14 protein-coding genes, 1 tRNA gene and 1 other annotated feature are annotated in these 22,018 nt (G+C 57.8%); of the genes, 4 read left to right on the top strand and 11 right to left on the bottom strand.

Translation table 11 applies throughout. The features are described from left to right. The first annotated feature begins 24 nt into the window (after positions 1 to 24). The 3 genes from QZ409_RS11250 (at position 25) to QZ409_RS11240 (ending at position 4,654) form a co-directional block, all read left to right on the top strand. Positions 25 to 297 carry a hypothetical protein gene (locus QZ409_RS11250; protein WP_296710866.1) on the top strand — a complete coding sequence of 91 codons (273 nt, stop codon included), beginning with the start codon at positions 25 to 27 and terminating at the stop codon, positions 295 to 297. Next, positions 246 to 3,875, top strand: a complete 3,630-nt coding sequence (locus QZ409_RS11245; RefSeq protein WP_296710863.1) for a toprim domain-containing protein — start codon at positions 246 to 248, stop codon at positions 3,873 to 3,875. Before QZ409_RS11250 ends, QZ409_RS11245 begins: the two co-directional genes overlap by 52 nt. A gap of 152 nt (positions 3,876 to 4,027) precedes the next feature. Further along, on the top strand, positions 4,028 to 4,654 hold the full coding sequence (locus tag QZ409_RS11240; RefSeq protein ID WP_296710859.1) for a terminase small subunit: 627 nt from the start codon (positions 4,028 to 4,030) through the stop codon (positions 4,652 to 4,654). Between the two features lie 36 nt (positions 4,655 to 4,690). On the opposite strand, the gene QZ409_RS11235 is transcribed toward QZ409_RS11240, so the two are convergent. The 9 genes from QZ409_RS11235 to QZ409_RS11195 all read right to left on the bottom strand — a co-directional run bounded on the left by QZ409_RS11235 (position 4,691) and on the right by QZ409_RS11195 (position 19,573). Beyond that, positions 4,691 to 5,500, bottom strand: a complete 810-nt coding sequence (locus QZ409_RS11235; RefSeq protein ID WP_296710856.1) for a DUF932 domain-containing protein — start codon at positions 5,498 to 5,500, stop codon at positions 4,691 to 4,693. Between the two features lie 51 nt (positions 5,501 to 5,551). After that, positions 5,552 to 6,780 (bottom strand): IS3 family transposase gene (locus tag QZ409_RS11230; RefSeq protein ID WP_296710854.1). Its coding sequence is split into 2 segments (ribosomal slippage): positions 5,552 to 6,492 and positions 6,492 to 6,780, totalling 1,230 coding nucleotides; the frame shifts between segments, so codons are not numbered across the junction. After that, positions 6,383 to 6,499 (bottom strand) — a sequence feature (AL1L pseudoknot). It overlaps the preceding gene by 117 nt. A gap of 470 nt (positions 6,781 to 7,250) precedes the next feature. Continuing rightward, positions 7,251 to 8,879 (bottom strand): AAA family ATPase, encoded by a 1,629-nt coding sequence (locus QZ409_RS11225; RefSeq protein ID WP_296710852.1) that lies wholly within the window; start codon positions 8,877 to 8,879, stop codon positions 7,251 to 7,253. After that, entirely contained in the window at positions 8,876 to 12,952 is a 4,077-nt protein-coding gene (locus tag QZ409_RS11220; RefSeq protein WP_296710850.1) for an Eco57I restriction-modification methylase domain-containing protein, read from the bottom strand. The genes QZ409_RS11225 and QZ409_RS11220 overlap by 4 nt, the downstream gene beginning before the upstream one ends. Then, positions 12,945 to 16,424: a helicase-related protein gene (locus tag QZ409_RS11215; RefSeq protein ID WP_296710847.1), complete on the bottom strand. Its 3,480-nt coding sequence runs from the start codon at positions 16,422 to 16,424 to the stop codon at positions 12,945 to 12,947. Before QZ409_RS11215 ends, QZ409_RS11220 begins: the two co-directional genes overlap by 8 nt. A gap of 197 nt (positions 16,425 to 16,621) precedes the next feature. Continuing rightward, positions 16,622 to 16,951, bottom strand: coding sequence for a type I restriction-modification system subunit M N-terminal domain-containing protein (locus QZ409_RS11210; RefSeq protein ID WP_296710844.1), 330 nt, complete (start codon positions 16,949 to 16,951; stop codon positions 16,622 to 16,624). Between the two features lie 114 nt (positions 16,952 to 17,065). Continuing rightward, positions 17,066 to 17,719, bottom strand: coding sequence for a helix-turn-helix transcriptional regulator (locus QZ409_RS11205; RefSeq protein WP_296710842.1), 654 nt, complete (start codon positions 17,717 to 17,719; stop codon positions 17,066 to 17,068). Between the two features lie 499 nt (positions 17,720 to 18,218). Then, a tRNA-Lys gene (locus QZ409_RS11200) sits at positions 18,219 to 18,294 on the bottom strand. A gap of 100 nt (positions 18,295 to 18,394) precedes the next feature. Further along, positions 18,395 to 19,573, bottom strand: coding sequence for a GNAT family N-acetyltransferase (locus QZ409_RS11195; protein ID WP_296710841.1), 1,179 nt, complete (start codon positions 19,571 to 19,573; stop codon positions 18,395 to 18,397). A 102-nt stretch (positions 19,574 to 19,675) separates the two neighbouring features. Between QZ409_RS11195 and QZ409_RS11190 the strand changes: the two genes are divergently transcribed. After that, entirely contained in the window at positions 19,676 to 20,725 is a 1,050-nt protein-coding gene (locus QZ409_RS11190) for a polysaccharide deacetylase family protein (RefSeq protein WP_296710839.1), read from the top strand. A 99-nt stretch (positions 20,726 to 20,824) separates the two neighbouring features. Here the strand turns inward: QZ409_RS11190 and QZ409_RS11185 are convergent, their stop codons facing one another. Then, positions 20,825 to 21,382, bottom strand: a complete 558-nt coding sequence (locus QZ409_RS11185; protein WP_296710837.1) for a hypothetical protein — start codon at positions 21,380 to 21,382, stop codon at positions 20,825 to 20,827. Positions 21,383 to 21,686: 304 nt separating this feature from the next. Continuing rightward, entirely contained in the window at positions 21,687 to 21,896 is a 210-nt protein-coding gene (locus QZ409_RS11180; protein ID WP_296710836.1) for a DUF2842 domain-containing protein, read from the bottom strand. Positions 21,897 to 22,018 lie beyond the last annotated feature (122 nt).

Here is a 22,018-nt window from a genome sequence, read left to right as displayed (position 1 = left end):
CTCCAGAAACTGGAGGCAATTCCCATGTCTAGCTCTGACTTTCCCATCGTTCCCACTGACCCGCCTTCGACCGTGGGCGGCACTGCGCGGCGCTTTCGCCGTCGCAAGGCGGCGGCGCAATATCTCCTCGAAAAATATGGCTTCGGCGCTGCCGCGACCCTCGCGAAACTGGCTGTGACCGGCGGCGGCCCCGAATATTATAAGGCTGGCCGCACACCCCTTTATGCCGAGGACAGCCTCGACGCTTGGGCGCTGTCCAAAATCGGCGCGCCGCGCCGCTCGACTTCGACTGTTTAGCCCAGCGTATCGTTCCGGCGACGCCCGCGATGCGCGACGAGTTTCATGCCAGCGACGAAGGGGTTGAGGACGTCGATCCCCGCCCCTTCGTCGCCGCGCGTGATGCTCATGAAGACGATGCACGCCGGTACTGGAAGTCGCAGATCCGCGAGGCCCTCCACGGACGGATCGTCGAACTAGTCTCGCACCTGCTCGCCAAGAAGCCAAATGGCAACGCTCGCAACGGCAAACGTCGCTGGGGCAATCACCATTCGTTTGAAATGAATGTGTCCGGCCCCTTTTGCGGACGTTGGCGTGATTTCGAGACGGACGAACGCGGCGACGTGTTCGACCTTATTCGCCGGCAACTCGGGCTCAATTTTCGCGACGCCCTCGATTGGGCCGCACACTGGTGTGGAATTTCTCGCATCGCGCCGACCAGCGCTGAGATCGCGGGATGGAAGACCGCCGAAGCGGAGCGGGTTGAACGCGAGCGCCGCGACACTTTCGAGCAGGCCAAGAAGGAAGCCGCGACAATCGCATTTGTTCAGAGGATTTGGAGAGATACAATTGCCATCGACGGCACCCTCGGCGACAAATATTTTTTCGACTGCCGAAAAATTCAGGCGCCCGAATATCCCGCATCCCTACGCTGGAGCATCAAAGAACGCGCGATAATCGGCGCCATCACGAACGAAGCTGGCGAGATCGTCGGCGTTCAACAAATCGCGGTCACACCTTCCGGGACGAAAGACACAGATCGCTGGCCTGAACATGGGAGCGCCAAGAAGACACTCGGTTTCGCAGGCAAAGGTGTCCTTCGATTTCCGGGACCTGACGACGAGCCGATTTGCTTCGCAGAAGGACCCGAGACGGGGCTCAGTGTCTGGGCGGCAACTGGCTTCGAGACCCATGTCCTCGTGGGGTCACTCTCCAGCGTCATCGGGCGCATCTGCGATCCTAACGGCAATCCACTGCCATGTTATCAGCGCCGCAGAATTATATTGTGTCAGGACGACGATGCGCCCGGCGCACCGGCGCTGCGCGCTGCGAAGGATGCCCTTGCCAAGCTGACTAAGCTTGGTTTTGACGCCGCAATCGCGACGCCCTTCAATCCTCGTCGTCATGACAAGTCCGATTTCAATGATTTGCTCCGGGAGCAAGGCCTGGATGCAGTTCGTCAACGGATCGAAGCCGCCGTTGTCGGCTATGAAACTCGCCACGTTGACTTCCTGACGCTCGAAGAGGGGCAGGAACGCCTTGGCGAGCATATGGAGGGGTTCTTCGCGCAGGTACACCGGTCGCATTATCGCAATACGGCCCCGCCGGCCCTGCCCCTCGCGATCGCCGCCCCGGTCGGCCTTGGCAAAACCCATGCGGCGTTGGCTGAAGCTCTGCGAACGCTGATTGCGATGCGGGAGAAAGTGAACGATCGCGTGAAAAGCGCAAAAGTGATTGTTTTCGCCGTTCCTTCGATCGACTTGGCTGACGAAGTCGCCGCTCGATTCAATCAAATGGCTTGCGCGGCAGGTACAAGATTGAAGGCGGCGGTCTGGCGCGGCGCCGCCGCAATCAACCCCGATGGTGACGGCGAAAGCACGATGTGCTGTGACCTCGAAACCATGCAAGAAGCCCTTCGCCTGGAAGCGGAAGTCGGCAAGGAAGTATGCGATCGAGAATGCCCGCATGTGTTCGGGTGTGCTTACTGTCTTCAGAAGGAAGAAGAGGCCGATCTGTGGGTGATTTCTCATCCTGCGATTTTTCACAATGCGCCGCGGCCGATCCGCAACGCGAAAGTGGCCGCTCTGATTATTGATGAGAGCCCCTGGCAAGCTGGCCTGGTTGGCTTGGGCGACGACAAGATTGAATTGCTCCTGAATGACCGCGATGGCCGCTTCGGCTTCAAGGTGCGATGGCTTCACGTCGGAGAAGATCGCCTGGTCATCGCTCGCAAAAAACTCTTTGATGCTCTTAAGGCACACCCATTGGGATTTGTGGGCCGTGCGGCGCTCTTGAGCGCCGGACTGACAGCGGACGAATGCAAAAACTCAATTCAGGACGAACAATTTCGGAAAATGAGAGAGGAGAATTGGAGGACGCGGGAAATCAACGCCAGCATTCGCCCGATGATGGCGCTCTGGCGGGCGGTCGCAGACCTATTGGGAGACAACGGACCGGACAGATGCGGTCGGCTGTTCGTGTTTGAAAATGAAAATGGACAGAAGGTTCTGAGGGTGACCGGCTGCCTCTCGGTAGCCGCCGATTATCGAGCGCCGACGTTGCTAATCGACGCCACGATGGACGTGGAGCTGCTTCGACCATTTTGGTCCGACATCGAGGAAGCGCCACCATTTTTGATCGACGCCCCGCACCAGAAAATCATCCAGGCGACAAACAAGACCTATGCAAAAACCTCATTGCTTCGTGATCAGGACGGAGATGGCCGTCCAAACGAGAAAGCGAGGGCCCTCCGGCTACAAAAACTGCGGTCCGTCATTTTGCGGGAACGGCGCAACGTCCTGGGAGAAACCCTTGTCGTTGGAAACAAGCAGGTCATTGACGAATTGAAATTGCCCCAGAGGCTGGTCCATGCGGCGTGGTTCAATGCCGTGGCAGGCCGCGATCATTGGAAGAACGTCGGCTTGGTCATCGTCGTTGGCCGCCCGATGCCGAGCCCCAGAGCGGTCGAAAAACTCGCGCGGGCGTTGACGGGGCGCGTGCCGGAGGCGGCTGAAGATTGGTATCCACGTCGCGATGTCGAGCGCTTGAAACGAAACGGGCGAGAGACAATCGTAGTCGTGGGCGAGGGTTTTTCTCATCCCGACGAATATTGCGAGCGCGTGCGCCAGCGCATCGTGAACGGCGAAATCGTTCAAGCAATTGGGCGCGGTCGCGGCATACGACGCGACGCCGCGCGACCGCTGAAAATTCTCGTTCTCGGCGACACGCCGTTGCCGTTCCCGGTTGACGAATTTGCGAGTGCTGAAATCAACAACGCGTCGGCCACCGATCGCATGCTCGCCGAGGGCGGCGTCGCTTTTGAAAATGGAACGAGCGCGTCGAAGGCGTATCCGGAACTCTGGCCGATGGTGGGTGCCGCCAAGACCGCACTTCAGCGTCAAGGGCATTTGGTGCTAGCGGAGAAATGTGTTCGGTTTCAGTGTGCGGGCAAAGGTCGGCACGTCGAGCGCGCCTGGTACGATGCGCGCGTCGTTGAAGACCCACGTGCTGCCATCGAAAGCTTGTTAGGCCCGCTTGTATTTTTTGAGTTTACGGATGACGCGGAAACGGGTGACGGGACTGAGCCCGCGTCGCAGCCGCGATTATCTCCAGACGCCAAGCGGTATCTCTCACTGCTCGAACAATTGTCGCTCACCGCCGGCAGACGCGTCTTGCATCCCGGATCGAACACGGAGGTTACCGCAGTCGGCCGGGACGCTCTTCGCGCGAATTTCTATGCCGACAAGATTGGTGATGCGGAAACTGTTCGGAAGGCGTTCAGACGCGCCGAAGTCCGCATGCTCGAATTGCGCCTCATTGAAATTTTCGGCGTCGGCGAAGATGAAACGGTCGGCCTCCTGCCGGGACAAAATGTCTGACCTCCGCAACATTTCGATCGGGATATACCTTATCAGGATGTTGCGGTGGTCGGGAAAACTGTCCCGCTCTGCCGAGAAAAATGCGTTAGAATTTCGAGAACGCCAGAGATCGAAGCGGGTCAAAAATCGATGCCGCTTCCGAACGAATTGAAATGAATGGATCGACGATGTTGACCGCGAAACAACAGCGCTTTGTCGAGGAATATCTCTGCGACCTCAATGCGGCGGCAGCCTACCGCCGGGCTGGCTATGCCGCGCTCGGCAACGCTGCTGAAGTGAACGCGGCTCGCCTGCTCAGAAATGCTCAGGTCGCCGCTGAAATCGAACGCCGCAAAAAGCACCGCGCCGAGCGGGCGGAAATTCGCGCCGAAGCTGTGTTGCAGCGTCTTTGGGCGATTGCCACCGCCGACCCGCGCGAAATCATCAACGTGGTCACTGATCCTTGCCCTGAGTGCTGGGTTGATGGCGAAAAACACCATGCGCCGAATGGCGCTTGTCCCCGCTGCTGGGGACGGGGCAGTTCGCGCGTATTCATTTCCGATTTGAAAAAGCTCAGCGACCCGGCGCTCGCTCTCCTGGCGCGGGTGAAACAGACGCGGCACGGTGTCGAGGTCGAATTGCACGATCAAATGGCGGCGCTGGAAAAGGTTGCACGCCACCTTGGCATGTTCAATGATAAGCTGACATTGAAGGGCGAACCGGAAAACCCGCTGCAATTGCTTATCCAGCAAGTTCAAGGGAGCACATTGCGCGTCGTCGGATCGACCGATCAACTTTGATCTCGATCGGCCTCCGATGTTTGCCGCGCGCCGCGGTCAGAACAGCGTGGGAGCGCGCTCGTCAATTGCGGCGATGCGCGGGCGCGTCTTGCATGCTTGAAGCGCATCAGCGAGCAACGAGATCGAAGCCTGCCATTCGGTCCGCTCTTCGGCATTGTTGCGCCTGCTCGCCACGAATGACATGGCTTGAACCACGTCGTATTTCGTTTGAGCTTTCACCGGCTGACCGGGCACCGGATCGAGGAACTTCACCGGCTTCTCGGTCGCCTCGCCTTTGGCAAACGGCTCGGTCAATTCGACGTCCTTGCCGGCATCGCAAATATGGTAAACGCGCGCGGCAGCTTTCTTGCCCCATCGCGCCGAAAGGTGTTTGTTCACCCAGTCCGCGACATCGCCAATGGCGACAGGCTGCTCCTGCCAATTTTTCATTCTCTCGCGGTCAGCGTTAACCGCTGTCATTGTTGAACGTATCCGGTCGGAAATTTCGGACAAATCCAGGCTCTGGCCGTGGCGTTCCCTGATTTCGACCTTGGTTTCTCCGATCACCAGTCCGTTGCTGCACACGAACCTGAGCCAGCCGAACAGCACGACGAGACGCGATGAACCGTCCACCGAATTGAAGCACTCCAGACGCAACCCGAGCTTCCGGCCATATCGGTCTGTGATGGCGTCACGATCTGGAAAATAGATGCGCAGGTTCATCCACTCGCCAAGCTCAGAGAGCCCGATTTCGTAGCGCAGTTCTTCGACGTTCAGGCCTGCGCTCTTGAGTGCGCCACGACAGAGCGTCGCCACTTCATCGTGGCGTGCAAGCGCGTAGCTCGTTGATACCAAGCCGATCGGCATTCGCCGCTCAACTGAACCGCGCCGGGTTTGCCGGAGGCGTTTTTGTTTAAATCAGGCCGCAATGGCGGTCTGATTGAGTGAGGCGTAATAGCGCGCCTCTGCCTCGGCTGGCGGGATGTTGCCGATTGGCTCCAGCAGCCGGCGGTGATTGAACCAGTCGACCCATTCCAGCGTGGCAAACTCGACGGCCTCGAAACTTCGCCACGGTCCACGCCGATGAACGACCTCGGCCTTGTAAAGCCCATTGATCGTTTCGGCGAGGGCGTTGTCGTACGAATCTCCAACGCTTCCGACTGACGGCTCGATGCCGGCCTCCGCCAACCGTTCCGTGTACTTGATAGACACATATTGGCTGCCGCGGTCGCTATGGTGAACCAGGCCGCCGCCATGAATGGGCCGGCGCTCATGCAGGGCCTGCTCAAGCGCATCGAGGACAAAGGTGGCGTGAGCCGTCCGACTGACCCGCCATCCAACGATCCGTCGGGCATAGGTGTCGATGACAAAAGCGACATAGACCATGCCGCCCCAGGTCGAGACATAGGTAAAGTCTGACACCCAGAGGCGATTGGGCGCCGGCGCCTTGAACTGCCGATTGACGCGATCCAGCGGGCAAGGAGAGGCCTTATCCTGGATCGTCGTGCGAACCGGCTTGCCGCGAATGACGCCATGCAGGCCCATGGCGCGCATCAAGCGGGCGATCGTGCAACGCGCGACCGCTATGCCTTCTCGGTTCAATTGCAGCCAGACCTTGCGCACGCCATAGACCTCGAAGTTTTCGGCGAACACCCGTCGGATCGCCACCTTGAGGGCCAAGTCGCGCCTGGCCCGCTCGGAAAGCTTCAAGGGATCGACGCGTTTGGCGAGATGGGCGTGATAGGTAGAAGGGGCGATCGGCAGGATTTTGCAGATCGGCTCGACCCCATGGGCTTTCCGGTGATCGTCGATAAAGGCGACCATCACTTCGACCGGCGGTCGAGCTCCGCCAGCGCAAAATAAGCCGACGCCTTGCGCAATATCTCATTGGCTTGCTTGAGTTCGCGGTTCTCGCGCTCCAGCGCCTTCAGCTTATCCGCAACCTCGGTCGGCACGCCGGCGCGTTTGCCGTTGTCGACTTCAGCCTTGTTGACCCATTCGCGCAGGGTGTGCGGCGAACAGCCAATCTTCGACGCCACAGACGACACCGCCGCCCAGCGCGTGGCGTGATCGCCCTCGTGATCCAAAACCATCCGCACCGCGCGGGCGCGAACCTCAGGTGAAAATTTATTGGTCGTAGTGCTCATGATGGCTCCATCCTATTTGGGAATTGGAGCCTCCGGCAAACCCGGCGCGGTTCAAACCGGCGATCGAGGCACTCTCACGACAATTTGCAAGAACGGGTTCTGCGGCTCGTCAGGTCCGTCCCGAAACGGCTCCAAATCAAATGTCGGTATGACGCTGAGGATCGCGTCCCAATCGCCGGAATAATAGTTAACGGTCCGCGCTCGCCATGATGGACGGTCCGGCAATAGGGTCAATGCAGACATAGAAAGCTCGCAATTGAATAAGGACAGTCGCGCCAATGAGGCAATGACGCCGAATGTACCTTAAAAGCGGTCGTCTTAACGACGCCGCTGGTACCAAATTCCAGTCGGTGACCTAGGCCATCGACACCCTGAGCCCGGCCACCCGCATGCTAATCCAGATACTCGGCTCTGTCGCCGAGTCCAAACGCGCAATGATCGCCGAGGCCGACCTCATCGTGTACAGCCCCCTATCTGAAGTGGTCTCGGAAAGCCTGATGCAGGGCTTCGACGGCATCAATGGCGCCGATCACCTCGACGGCGGTGAGGCTGACAGGCGTCGAATGCGAAAACGGGTTGAGCACGACCTTGCGCCACATGCGCAGACTGGCAATTGCCGGATCGACGGCCGATTTCATAGCCACGCGAGAAGGTTCCCCCAGCCATATTTCAATGGCGTTCAACAGATCGTCGGTCGTGAGCTTACGCGGATCAATCTGGAATCTGACCGGGATCGCCTTTCGCTCGCACACCTTCTTCAGCGACAATTCAAACGCGACACGCGCATGAACAGCGCTCGCGGGATACTCATGGGCGGTGTGAAACTTCCGCGCGGTGGCAATATTGCTCGCGACAGCATCAATGTTCTGTGGGCGCAGGACCGGGCGGCTTCCACCGGTTGGCTCAATCTCCTCGAAAAGTTCGAGCGCGTTCCAGTCCTTGCGATCGGCGAGATGGAAGCGGGCCATTTCGAACCAGACACGATCATGGGTCAAGAGCACGATCTGCCAATCGGGGAAGTGCTTGTCGAGCGCCTGGAGGACCGGCAGCCTGTTCGATTGATCAAGGCCGATCAGCACGTCATCGAGCACCATGAGGCGCGGCGTATCGGTTTGGAGCGTGGCCGCGCACACTTGGCGACCGGCGAAATAGATGGCGAGCGCGAGTGCTGAGAGGCGGGCTTCGTTCAGAAAGGTTTGTGGGGAAGAGAGACTTGTCCCTCGAAAGGTTAGGCCGACAGTGATACTTCTACCTTCAAACTCGCGCCCCGTCTTCAGCCGTGCGTTATCGTAAGTGACACCAGGAAAGCCAAAGCTTATGACGCTCAGATCATCCCAGCCCAATTCGAATAGCAGGGGGTCAATTCTCGGGCGCAGGTGGTCCAAGGCGTCACGCAGTCCCTGGTTGAATGATGCCGCGACTACGTTGACCTCATCGATCTCCTTTTTTCGGAGGTGCGGGCGCGTCCTGTCGCGAGCCTTGGCTGCAAATCCCTCAAGTTTCTGCCACAGCGAGATGAGCGGTGCTTCTGTGCCACCTGCAATAACAACAGGATAATCCCTTAGAAGAACGCCAACGCAGACATCAAACAGGTTCACAACGCCCGATCCGTGCCTATAGTTCGTGTCGAGAAGCGCACGGTAGTCGAGGATTGCCTTTCGATAGGCGCCATTGACGATGCGGGCGTCGGAAGCGGGTGTGATGTCGGCTGGATGGCGCGCCTGATCCCATCGAGCGGCTGGCTTCCCGTCATCGAGCTCGATCTCGATGTAGCCGGCCGACGGAGGAAGCGCGGAGAAGCGGTTACGCAGGTTCGTAAAGCGGGCCTGGCGGCCGGCGGCATCGGCAAGCTCAATCGAGAAAAATTCATTTAACGCATGAAAGATCGAGGACTTGCCGGCGCCGTTTTCGCCATAGACCAGAAGGTTCTTGCCGCTTAGCGCGATGGTGACAGGCTCGGGACCAGCGAAGGCCCGGAAGTCGCAGACCGTGAGTGTCTTAATCTTGATCGGCGCGATGATCGGCGCGTTGGTGACGGCGACGGGAGCCGTTCCGGCGGATGGCAGCCCTTCGACGTTTATTATTGTCGCTTCGTTCATTCCCGGCCTTCGATGATGCGGACCACGTCAAGCGCAGCGAGGTCAGAGAGCATGGTGCGCAGTCGCGCGCCGGGGACGAGGTGAGTGGCGGCGAAGCTTTCCGCCGCTCTCACGAGCGCCGAACCTTCGAGGCCGGAGAGCGCACTAAGGCCCGCTTTTTCCGCCTCTTCGCACAGGGTCAGGCCACGGGCGTGAAGATCGTCCCTGAAGAAGAGTTCGTAAACGAAGCCGTTGAGGAGTTGTTCAAACCGCGGATCACGTGCAGCGATCGGCGCGTAATCAATCTGATTGACTAACTTCTCTCCGAGTGTGCCCAGGCGCGGTACGGGAAATGCCTCCAATCCGTCAGGTTGGACTTCATAAAACCCGCCTTGCTTACTAGAAAATACGTTACGCGAGTAATATTCAGATATACTTGAATTTAATATAGATAAAAGAAAGTTGTCGAACTTACCGGTCTTTATGAAGTAAGCCGTATTTCCTATAATTGATCCGGAACGATCAACGCAAAACGACGGGCGATAAGAAACCTTAGTAGACAGGATTTTTCGTTCCGAAAAATCTTCCCAATATTTACACGATCGTAGTTCCCAAAATTGTTTTCCTTGATCGTAGCGGTCGACAAGCTGGTTTCGGTATTGGATCATGAATTTGTAAATTGAAGGATAGGTTAAGGCAAAAATTGCCTCAGCGTTGCGAGATCCACTCCATGGGTGAGTCACGTTCTCGGAGGATGGTATCTTTATTAGCCAAAGGTCTTTTGGTTCAGCGTGCCAACGTTCGACGTCTGTGCCGCGAAGATATGGCAAGATGATCGCCGCGGCACTCCTGTGCTCGGCAATCAACCGATCTTTCGTTAATCCATCAATTACGAAGGCATTGTTGAATCCGGTCGTAATGCCTCGATAGACCCTCGCTGAGACGAAATCTTTGAGCGGGGTACCTGTTGAACGGATGCGCTCTAACAGTCCACGTTTGACCTGCGGCTCCAATTGCCAGCCATCCGCGCCCAGCGCCTTTTGCGGCATGTCGAAGCCGATCTCGTCCACCAGCTTCGGGAAGCCTTCGACCTCGGATTTGTCACGATCCGCCGGCCAGTTCATCACCCGCAAACTGTCCTTCGCATTCGGCGCCTGCACCGGCGTACTACGACGCGCGGCGATGATGATTGTGGGGTATGCGATAGCGTCGAACACCTCGGCATCGCCGAAATCAACGATACGGCGCAACTCCGTTTGCCGGTTCATCCAGCCGCGCAGGTTTGTGCCGTATTTGGCGCGATACCACTTGTTAGAAGTGATGTACGCGAAGGCCCCACCGGGACTGAGCAGTTCGACGCCGCGCTGCATGAAATAGACGAAAAGGTCCGCCGTGCCGGCATAGGCGCCGAGGGGGTTCCCCTTTTTGTCCTTGCCACCAAAGTGCTTCTCCAGCAGCGGCTTCTGAGCCTTGATCGCTTCGTGGCGCACATAGGGCGGGTTGCCGATGACCAGATCGAAATTGGACGACAGGCCAAACATCCATTCGGGGTCGAAGAACGGCGCCGCCGCATTCTGATCGAACGGGTCCCACGCCGCCATTTTACGTGCATCGCCCTCCGGGAGGCCTCGATCAGATTTGAGCAGCCCGGCCAGTTCATCACGCAAGCGCGCAATGTCATCGCGCCGGGCGCGCTTCGTCCTGGCGGTGCGGGCGCTGAAATAGCGCGCATTCATGCCCCTGAGTTCGGCCTCTTTCTCCGCGATCTTGGTATTGCGGAACAGATCGGACTGGGCGGGTCGCTCGATCCGAATGAGGCTGTTGGCGGCGACAAGCTTGGTCTCCAGGTTCGGCAACGCCGTGATATTGGCATTATCCTGAGCACGATCGATTTTTTGGCTAACCACCAGGGAGATGAAGAAACGCAGCTTGGCGATCTGCACGGCGATCGGCTGAATATCGACGCCGAACAGGCACTTGTCGATCAGATAGAGCTTGCGCGCATAGTCTGGCTTGTTTGCATCCGAGAAGTCGTGGTCGAGTTTCGCCAGCGCGGCTTCGGCCTCCTCGATCCGCTTTTCCTTATCGGCTGGGTTGACGGTCGCGTGAGCGGCGGCAAGACTCTGCTCCAGCGGCCCACGGTTCTGCGCTTTCCAGCGCACATTGTCTGGGTCGAGCCGATGCAGAACGTGAATGAGCTTCTGCAACAGCCCCATCGGGAAGGCGCCGGAGCCACAGGCCGGGTCGAGCGCCTTGAGGCTGTCGATAGCGGCGACGAGCGTGTCCGTCTCGGCGCCGGAAAACGGATTGCCTGTCTCCTTGAACGAGAGAAGGTTGCGCAGACGTGCGTCGAACTCTGCGAGTCTGCTGACGGTCGAACTGCCGTTCGAACGTGGCGTGTCCGTGAGATCAAATTCGCCGGGCATCGCCATGTCGAGCATCTGCGGTTTCGGCTGGCGGCGGTCTGGCTCGGAGGGCTTCGTTGCAATGCGGAGGCTGAAATACGCGATCAGCGCCTCATCCACCATGTAGTCGACAACTTCGCGCGGGGTATAGAACGAGCCGGATTTCTTGCGCGCCGTCGTGCGTGTATCAGCATTGTAGCTCGCTAGCAGGTTCTCAAAGACCTTGCCGAGCAGTTCGGGATCGAGCGCCACCTCCTCCTCGACGGGCGTGTTCTCTTCGACCGTGAACTTGTAGCGCGAGAACAGCTCGATCAGACCATCGGCTTCGTAGGCCTTGCCTTTGGTGTCATATTCCTCGTTGAGATCGACCTTCTCAGCCCGTGCAAAGAATATCTTGTTGGGGACTTCGAGGGGATTTCCAGGCCGTTCGGAGAAGCCGTCGATCCGAATGACCTCCCGGTTGCCCTCCTTAACCAGGCGCCGCTTCAAATCTGGGTTTCGCTCAAGGTCGAGCGCCGAAACCTCACGGTCAAGACACTCGAAAAGTCCGCCGTTCAGGAAGGGCACCTGCTTGAAGAGCGCAAGCGCCGCTTCTGGTTCACGGAAGGCGTCGCGGAAGCGATAGACGGAATGGATGAGATATTGCCCATCGAGACCGCTGCCGGTCACTTTGGTGCGCCACTTGCGATCTTCAGTCATCTCCGTGTTAAGGGTGGCAAAGAACAGGTTTTGCAGGACGGCCTTGTAATAGGTGCTGTTGTCGCGCTCGTTAGCGGGGTTCTCGTTCAGCAGCTTGTCGAGCTGATCGGGCTCGAATAGCGCCTCTGGGACAAGGCCCTTTTCCTTGATAAACCAGACGAAAATGAGCCGGGTCAGCAAGCGGATAACGGCAATCTGGTTTTGTTCGTCACGCTTCTTCTGGTCCGTCTCAATCGCGGCGGCTGGAAACGTCACTTCGTTCACCGACCAGAAGAACCAGTTCGCCAGTTCGCGATAGAAACGCGTGTTCAACGCCTGCGCGGACAGGGCCTCGATCCAGCCGTCATAGAGATCGCGAAAATTGGTCGGTGTGCCTCGGCCGCGTACCTTCACCTCCGAGAGGGCGATGTCGTACAGGATATCGACATGGGCGCGATGCGGCGCGGCAAGGTTGATGTCCTTGACGATCGATATCCGTTTCTCCACCACATCCCGCGACCCGTCCTTCTTGTTGGGGCGACGGTCGATCACGGCCAAGGAAGCGAAGTCGCCGTGCGTGAAGAGGATGACGGCCGGCATTGGGAATAGACGGTTGATCTCCCGCGTGATGCCGGCCAGCCCGCCACGGGTCCACTCATCCCCAGCCAACTCGATGGCGAGGAAGACGAATGACTCGATGATAGAGGTCCGGTAATCCTGCTGGCTCTGGAAGAGATCGCGGTTGCCCTGGGCGAGGATTGGGATTTCATCGTTGGTGAGCTGAAAGAGGAAGTCGACACGCCGCCATTGGTCGATTTGCGCCGCGGTCTTGCCGGCAAGGCCGCCCGCCGGGTCCACAAACCTCAGAAATGAAGACGGCTCCCCATCGAGATCGACGGTCTTGCGGCTAGCATAGCCGAGCGCCGCGAACAGCTCTGTCGCGGCCTGTTTGACCGGCTTCGTGATCAGCGCTTTCAGCGCTGATTGGACCTGAAGACGCGCGTCAGCCATCCACGCTCTCCGTGTCCCGCATGATGACCAGCCACGTGATCAGGTCGAAGTCGGACGCGGATTTCGGCAGCGTGGTATCGTCGATCAGCTTACCACCTCTGCCGGTGAAGAGATTGCCCAGGTTCTTTTTGTCGTATTGCGAGGCTATGGCGCTGATAGCGGCGTCCAGCAGGTCGCTGAAGCGGGTCATGTCCCTGCCGTCGTCGGTCTGCGCATCGAACAATTCGCACAGTTTGGCATAGGGCGCGGTCGCGCCCTGACAGACGGCGCGAAAGATTTCGAGCACCTGTTTCGGTGCGGTGAAATTGTATCGGACTTCGCCGGTTTCGTGTACGTACACTAGAAAATAGGGCTGTAGCGGGTTCACGGCTTCGCCACTTGGCGAGGTCACCCGCTGCTTGAGGCAGAAGATCGTCCCCGGCTGGATCGTCGGATAATCTGGATGCGGCGGCACGACAGTATAGAGGCCGAGCGGCGCTTCATCGAGACGCTCGCGATTGGCTTCGATGTAGCCCATCAACTCGATCCGGAAATCGTCGAGTGTGAACTCGTTCAGGGCCACTGACTCGTTGAAGTCCTCAAGATCGAGCACCTCGTCTTTCAGGCGAAGTAGCTGCTTGTCACGATAGCGGAGATCATCTTGAATCAGGTCTTCAATATCTTTCGTTTGAAGAATATTGTCCTCGGCCGTCGCGGATATATCGACGAGAGCCATACGCGCCTCGACGCGATTTTTCAGGTTGATGTATTTATTCAGATCGGGCGTCGGCCAGAAATTCACCAATTGGATTTCGTCGTTAAGACTGCCGATGCGATCAATGCGGCCGAAACGCTGGATGATACGAACTGGGTTCCAGTGGATGTCGTAATTAATTAGATAGTCGCAGTCCTGAAGGTTTTGGCCCTCCGAAATGCAGTCAGTGGCGATCATGATGTCGATCTCGCCATTCTGCGGCATCGACTTAATTTTCGAGCGCTGCTTGGCTCGCGGGGAGAAGTTCGTCAAAATCTGAGAGAACTCCGCCTTGCCAAATGTCGTTCGGTTCGGCTTGGAGCCGCCCGAGACGAGCGCAATGTGAACGCCGAGCGTTTTCCTGGCCCAATCCTCCAACGCCTCATACAGGTAAGCCGCCGTATCCGCAAAGGCACAGAACACGATCACTTTGCGATTTTCTTCGCCGAAAGTGTTGCGTTCGGGATGCCGAACCTTGTGCTCGATCAGCTTCTTGACTTCCGCGAGCTTCGCATCGCGGGAGGTATCGACGGCCTTTGCCGCATCCGAGAGCAGGGATAGCTGTTGTTTGTCGGTCGCAAGGTCTCTGAGCCACCGATCGACGTCGAGGTGGGCCATCTCGAATTTGAGCTTTGTCCCCACCTGAAAGGCTTGTGTCAGCTCTTCGTCGTCCTCGTCCTCGGCAGCAAACAAATCTGGCTGTAGGGCTTCAGCCGCTGTTTGTGCATGGAACTGGTAGCCGCGCAACCTCCCTTCAATCTGCTCGATCTTCGCAACTGTCCGCTCCATCGTAATCGCGAAGGCGTGGACGGAGCTTTCCAGCCGCTTGAGGAAATTGACCTTGATCATGCCGATCAGGAATTTTTCGCGATTGGCTTGGGAAAAGTTGACGATCTTCCGCTCTTCATATTGAGCGGTGTATGCCGGCAGGACGTATCGCGACGGATTAAAGAGCGAGAGTTCGTATTTTGAAATCTCGTCATTAAGCCGATCATAAGACAGAAATCGCCCCTTCAGGTCGATTTCCGAGAATACGGAAAGCGGCTTCCTTCGCTTCGGGAAATGGCCGATCTTCTCAAGTGATGCCCTATAGTATTTCTTGATGTGTTTGCGGGACCTGGCGATGGTGAGTTCGTCGAGCAGTGTGAAGAAGGCGGCGGGGAGACGATCCATTAAATCGCGGGCGTCGCGTTCACCGCTGCGACGCGCCCATTCCATGAACGTCTTTTGCGCAGTGGCGAGTGTGTCTTTGATGCTGTTGATCGCCAAATCCGGAGCAAAGGCAGAATCACGCCCTTCTGTTACAAAGTAGATTTGGTTCCGTAGGTCGCGAAGGTCGTTGTTGACCGGCGTCGCAGACAGCAGCAGAACCTTGGTCCTGACGCCTTTTTTGATCACATCGTCCATCAGTCGCTCGTAACGGCTTTTCCTGACGATGTTTCCGTCCTCATCGCGCTTACCCTTTGTATTATTCCTGAAATTGTGAGACTCATCGATCACAATGAGATCAAAGTTACCCCAATTTATTGTCGCCAAATCGATGCCATCAACCTTGCCGGATTCACGTGACAGGTCCGTGTGCGAGAGCACCGTGTAGCTAAAGCGGTCTCGCAAAAAAGGGTTCAGATCGCTATTGTTTTGGGCTAAGAAAACGGTCCAGTTATCACGCAATTTCTTTGGGCATAAAACTAAAACCCGGTGATTGCGTAGCTCAAAGTATTTAATCACAGCGAGTGCTGAGTAGGTTTTCCCAAGACCAACGCTATCGGCAAGAATGCATCCATTGTGGGCGTTTATTTTATGGATCGCGCCTTTCGCTCCGTCTTTCTGGAAATCAAAAAGTGCTTTCCACACGTCTGTATCAATAATCGCGGTTTGTTCAAACAGAGCCGCATCTGCATCATGACCGGAGATAAAACGCTCGAAAATATGGTATAGCGTCTTGAAATAGATAAATTCTGGTGGATGGTTGACATAAAGTTGTTCAAGATAGCGAAGTACTTCGTCCTTTACGTCTGAGACGAGATTTTGATCGCTCCATAGAGCATCGAACCAACCTTTCAGGTCGGCACGATCGCGATCACTATCGACAATCAAATTGAGTTCGATATTCGGCGTGCTCGATAAACCTAGACCGCGACGCGTGAAATTGGAGCTCCCAACTATCGCGTGTTCTCTGCGACCGTCGTCAATGTGATACATTTTTCCATGAACAAAATTGGCGTCGACAACGGAGCGTATATCGACTTTTTCGCTCAACCATCGAGCGCAATCAGAGGCAACCTTACGCTGCTGCAGCCGGTTTACGAGTTCAAGCCCGTCGTCCTCGATCGCAAAGCTTTTGCGTTCGGTTTTCTCCGGATCCAACCCCCCTAAGAATCGCGGCTCGCCGAACAAAAATCTGAGGCGACCAATGCCGTCTAAGTTCGTTTTGAGGGCGTCATAAGCGTGGATCGTAAAATACGCGGATACGACCGATAGCGCGCTTCCGTCCGATATCCGGTGCTTGAGAAACTCCGCAACGCTGCCTCTAGCGTGGTTATCTCGAATCCCATGCATGGAGGTTGGGGGCGATTGCGTCATACTGGTCTCGCTCGATGAAGCGTTGAAAAAATAATCCTGCGTGGAGCCCTTGAGTGATTCAGAGGATTGTTTTTCGACCAAAGTGTTGGTGTCGGCCCTCTTGAACCGGCATTGCCCCCGGACCTTAAATGCTGAGACCTCGGCACGCTGGGCCATCGTATATAGCCTGCAGCCTGTTCCGCGAAACCGGAAAGTGTTGTGCGGGCGTGCTTGGCCTCGACCCCGTTGCCCGCGCCGAGTTTTAGCTTTGCTCTCGATTGAACGAGGCAGCCGTAAGCTGCGAGCAATTGGTCAATCGCTACGCGCTCTTTGATTTTAGGGTGGAAGGCGGCTTCAGACATTCCGGCAGGCAATCAGGACAAAGATGCAAAATGGAGGGCTGGAACAAAATTAGACAATGACCCAGGGCGTTGGCGACTCACTGCCAAGTTAGCCCGAAAATTATGAACGGCAAGCCGGGCATGTTTAGCGACCACTGCCGCCTTGGTCGGCTCAAGAACGCAGTCCAGCCGCAGCAGCACGACCATCGGCAACATGACAAGTCGGTATTGCGGAGGACGATAGGGGCCGCGCAGGCGATTAGCGATTTCCCAGATTTTTCCGGCAATGACTTTGTGGTGATCGGTGAGCAAATCAAAAATCCTTTTGAGCGTGATCTTTGCCTTACCGAGCGCCGATAACAAGTCCCGTTAGATTTTCGCTTCTTTTGTCGATGGCGCGGGTGGGGCCGCCGATGGACCAGGTTTGGGCTGTCCGCGTCGTGGCCAACTCTTATCACCAGGTAGGGACGCCTGACTTCAGTCGCAGGTCTGAGCAGCGATGAAGCGGTCAATCGCGGCTTCAGGAACGATGGTTCTGGCTGTCCAGATGAGATGTCTCAAGGTCTCGTCGCCCGCCATCTCGATTGCTTCGTTGATTGCCTTTTGGTTTTTTGGATGACTGTAATCTATATAAGTCATTGCAAGAATGTATCCCAATTTTTGACGAAGCTCATCTTTGCCGTCGGCCAAATAGATAGCGAACTTCAGAATCTCCGCTGCTTCATCGGGACTTTGGCAAATCGTGCGCATTCCATGTTCTTCGTATTCTTCGCTTTCTTGAGAAAGCATTTCATCCAACACTTCGTCGCCAGACAATCGAGCTCTCATCATAAGGGTTAAAATATCTTGAAGGTGGGCGAAACTAAATGGTGCATCGAATTTATCAGCCCGTTTGACCTCCGTGGGAATCGCTGGGGATGGATCGTCAAAATATGCCGCCATCGCCTCCACTTCATGCACTGTCAAACGGGTGGTCTTGCCGGTGGCCAATGCGCGGATCACCGCCTCGCTCAAGCCGATGGCTTTCGCGAGGCCAGCTTGTGACTTCCCCTTTTTATGAAGGTTCGCCCATATCCACTTTTGGTGGTCGGGCATGCACTGGGGCTTGATCCACTTGATGTCGCTCTTCATGATTAAATCCGTCCTCCTAAATCCAATCGGTTTTTGAACCGTCCAGCCAGGCAAGGCAGGCCGTAGCGATTCGCAATGACGTGGCCACAGGGCTCGAATCTTCACATACTGCCCATCCCCAGCGCGCGATAGCCCCTCGCCAGTCCGGCACAACGGCAAAATCACGAGCCCCGCAGGTCGAGAAGCGAAACCGGCGAGCGCGGCCAATTTCAGGGAACGGGGTTCCGTCAGGAAGGCCGATCACATCGAACGCTACGGACGCGGAATGATGGCAGACCCGGCACACGGGGCAAACGCCCGTCAGGCCCTTGGCCTTCATCGTGGCAATGGTCGGGGCCTGGGTCGGCATCTTACCTGCCATTGGCGCGGCCGAAGTGAGATTGTGGCGGTGCGCCGGCGCTTACCGATGATTTCCAAAAACTGCTTACCGAGCGCTTACCGAGCGCAAAAACACGCCTGAAATCCGCGTCAACCTGTCACCTAAGCCATTGATTTTGCTTGGTGAGCGCGCTGGGACTCGAACCCAGGACCCTCTGATTAAAAGTCAGATGCTCTACCGGCTGAGCTACGCGCTCCCTTACGGGCGAGAGGGGAAGTACAGGGCTTCTCCGCGCCGGTCAATACTCATTCCGCGCTTTCCCCGGCCCCGGGCCGCGCGGGATGCGCCAAAAACCGTCAACGGGCGCGCCATTTCCTCACCAGCGCGAACAGGCGAGGATCGCGCTTGATCGCGGTTTTGATCGTCGCGGCGAAGGCGAAGAAGGGCGCAGCCACGCGGCCGAGCGCGGTCGGCGCGAACAGCACGTCGGCAAGCTGCTCGGTTTCGTCGCAAAAGACGTGCTTGTAGCGAGCCTCTCCGATCCCGAGATCGAACGCGGAAAGGTTCCGCGCGCATGCGTCGCGCAAGACATGGCTCAGCAGCAATTCGCCGGGACTGGATCTGGCGATCTCCGGGTTGGACTCGTAGGAAATGAAAGTGCCCTGGAGCCGTCCGCCGTTACGACCGGCACCCAGAGCCGCGATGAGTCTCCCATCCAGCGCCAGCGCGTGAAACTCCATTGTTTCCCCCGCGTCGTGGCGGGCCAGCGCGCGATAGAAGTCATGTGTCGCATCGACCTGCTCTGGCGCGATGTGCCCGGCGCCTTGGCGGCTTTTATGCGCGAAATAAGCGTCGATGATCTGCTCCGACTCGCGCGCGTTTTCGGCGCGGAAATAACACAATGGGCCCATTGCCACGAGGCGCTTCTCCTTCTTGCGCAATTTCTTGCGCGCGTCGGCGGAAAGGCGCGTCGCGAGGAAGGCCTCGCCGTCCCCGGCCAGACGCGTCGAAAAAGCGTTGCTGGCGGCAGGGCGATGCGGCAGCAATGTCAGCGGATTGGCCGCGCCGCGCCAGGATACCGGCAGATTCACGAGTCGGTAGAGGTGCGGGCCATCGGGGATGGCGCGCGCCGCCGCGCGCAATAAGTCCTCCAGATCGCCCGCGGTGAATGTCCGGTCTGCGCGAAACAGGCCGAGATTGTAATTGGAATGTTTGCCGCCGAGGAATTGCGCGACCCGCAGCGAGCCAAAACGAAAAAGGCCGAGCGGAAGCAGCGCCAGCGGAGCGCCGCCTTCGTCGCGCGCCAGAATGAAGAAAGGCCTCGCCTTTTCCCGCGCGGCAAAGCTTTCCAGCCAGGCCAGCAGAAAGGCCTCGCTCTGATAGAATGAGCCGCAGGCTTCGGGCGCCAGGTCGCGCCACTCATCGAGAACTCGCGCCGGATCGTCATAAACTTCAACGCGCGCGAAAGCAGCCCCGGCCGGCGCAGCGTCCAGAGCGGCAGAAGGACAAAGCATTTGCGGCGCGGCCACGGACATTCGCTTTCCCTCGGCGCGAAGAGTTTCCGTCCTATCAACAAATGGTCAATGCATGATTGCTAGTTTGTTGTTTCGCGACAAAGCTGGAGCGCCTTGGCCGGGATGGATTGGAAGAAAAACGCGATAGCCGCCGGATTCGGCCTGTTTCGCGCCACGCAGCTGCACCGGCTCGCGGGAGATTTCTTTCGTGGCCGCGGCGTCATCCTCACCTTTCATCGCGTCCGCCCGGCCCGGGACGCCGCCTTCGCGCCCAACGCCCTACTCGAAATCACGCCGGATTTCTTCGACGCCATTCTGACTCGCCTCCGCGAAACAGGCTACGCCATCGTCTCGCTCGATGAGGCCGCGTCGCGGCTGGTCAGCGGGGAGGGAGGCCCGTTTGCGACGCTCACCTTCGACGACGGCTATCGCGACATGCTGGACCATGTGCTCCCGGCGCTGGAGCGGCACGACGCGCCAGCGACCTTTTATGTCGCGCCCGGCCTCGTCGACCGCACGGCGCGGCTGTGGTGGATCGAGCTTGAAGAAGCCATCCGCCGTCTCGACGTCGTGGAGCTGAACCTCGACGGCGAGGAGCTTGGGCTGCTGACGACCGATAATTCCGAGAAAAACGAGGCGTTCGAACTGCTCATCCAGAAGCTGCGCGGCGGCGGCGAGAAGCGCCTGCTCGCGGCAGTGGCGGAACTAAGCGCGCAGGCCGGAATTGACCCGCGCGCGCTGGTCGAAGCCGAGTGCCTGGGCTGGGAGGAACTGCGGGAGATGGCAGCTCATGACCTGGTCGCCATCGGCGCCCATTCGATGACCCATGCGCGGCTCGCGGACCTGGAGGTCGGGGCGGCGCGCGCGGAAATCGTCGAAAGCCGCAATCGCCTCCATCGCGAACTCGACCTGCCCTGCCGCCATTTCGCATTTCCCTATGGCGATCCTGCATCGGCCGGTCCGCGCGAATTCGCGCTGGCCGCCGAGGCCGGCTTCGCCACCGCCGTCACCACGCGCCCGGGCATGGTCTTCCGCCAGCATGCGGACCAACTGCTTGCCCTGCCCCGCATGTCGGTTAATGGGCTTTGGCAGGATCTCGCCTCGTTCGACGTCCTGCTGTCCGGCGCGCCGTTCTTTCTTTGGAACGGCGGCCGCCGGGTCAATGTGGGCTGAGGGCGCAAGCCGCTTACAACGGTCGCGTCGCCTGTCAAGGAACGTCATGAACGCCCATGCCGTCCCCCTACGATGGCGATCCCGCCAAGGAAGTAAGACTTACTTTCCCTTGATCTCCCAACTCGTATTGTGCGGGATGTCCATAGCGGAATAATCACCCATACCAGCCAATGCCGGCATCGCATTGCATGCAAACGGCTCACTGCCGGTGATACCAGCGTATTTCCCGGTGCCGCCCGTGATGATGTGGGTGCCGCAACTCATCGCCGGCTGTGACTTGTCAACGTCGCGGGTATCGAAAGTCGAGAAAATCTTGTCGCCGTCGGCATCCGCCAGGACGCACGCGCCATCGATATATTTCTTCGGGCCGGAGTCGACGCTCAACGCCGTGCATCGCGCCGACATCTTGTCCAGCATCTTCTCCCCCTTCATGTTCTGGGTGGTTCCAACGGCTTCCAGCAAGGTGGCTGAGAAACCGGGAGCCGCAAGACTCTGCACGGGCCGGAAAATGAAGTGGGTCACGTAGGGCGTGGTCCCCTTCTTCTCCATCATCTCGGCGCGGGCCATCCCTGGAGTTAAGGCCGCGAGCGCCATGGAGAGAAGTATGGGCTTCACAACCGCGAAATTTGCAGTGGGAGCCGCTAACATTTTTTTCATTGCAACCTCCCTGGGCTGATAACGGCAGCTAGGAGAATCGCGAATACGCACTGAAGATCGAGCGCGTTCGCGGCCGCTTCAGTTTTTCGTTTCTACTTGAACGCCTTTCAGCCGGCATCGCCAACATTCAGCAAACGACAACGCTTTAGCCATCCGGCTGCGGCATTTCTTTATATTTATGTAAAATTAACACTACGTCATGACCACAACAAGCTCTGCCATTGCTCGATTTTTATTATTTATACTTATCGCTTAGCACTAGCTGTTTGGGGCAAATGGAATCAATTTGTAATTGCTCGCTAAATTAGTCGTCCCGGCGCTCCATCCAGGCGATCAGCGGGACCATCGGAACGGCCCAGCCAAGGCCCAGCACGGCGAAGATCAGCAGACGCAATACGCCGGATTGCACCTTCAGGGCCGTGACCTGCGCCAGCATCATCGCCGCCAGCGCATAGACGATGACAAAAACGACCATGAAGATCGCGCCGATCAATTTCCGCTGGCGGCTGCGCATTGAAAACTCTCCCCGAGGAAACGCCGACCGCGCGGCGGGGCGCACGGCTTCGCGCGTTCATACCAAGTTCATGCCGCGAGGTGCAAATAAAGGATGACGCCGCTGTATTACGGCCGGCGCCG

Origin of the sequence: Rhodoblastus sp. (assembly GCF_019449565.1) — a bacterium.
GTDB lineage: Bacteria > Pseudomonadota > Alphaproteobacteria > Rhizobiales > Beijerinckiaceae > Rhodoblastus.
This window is presented reverse-complemented; position numbering and strand designations above follow the sequence as displayed.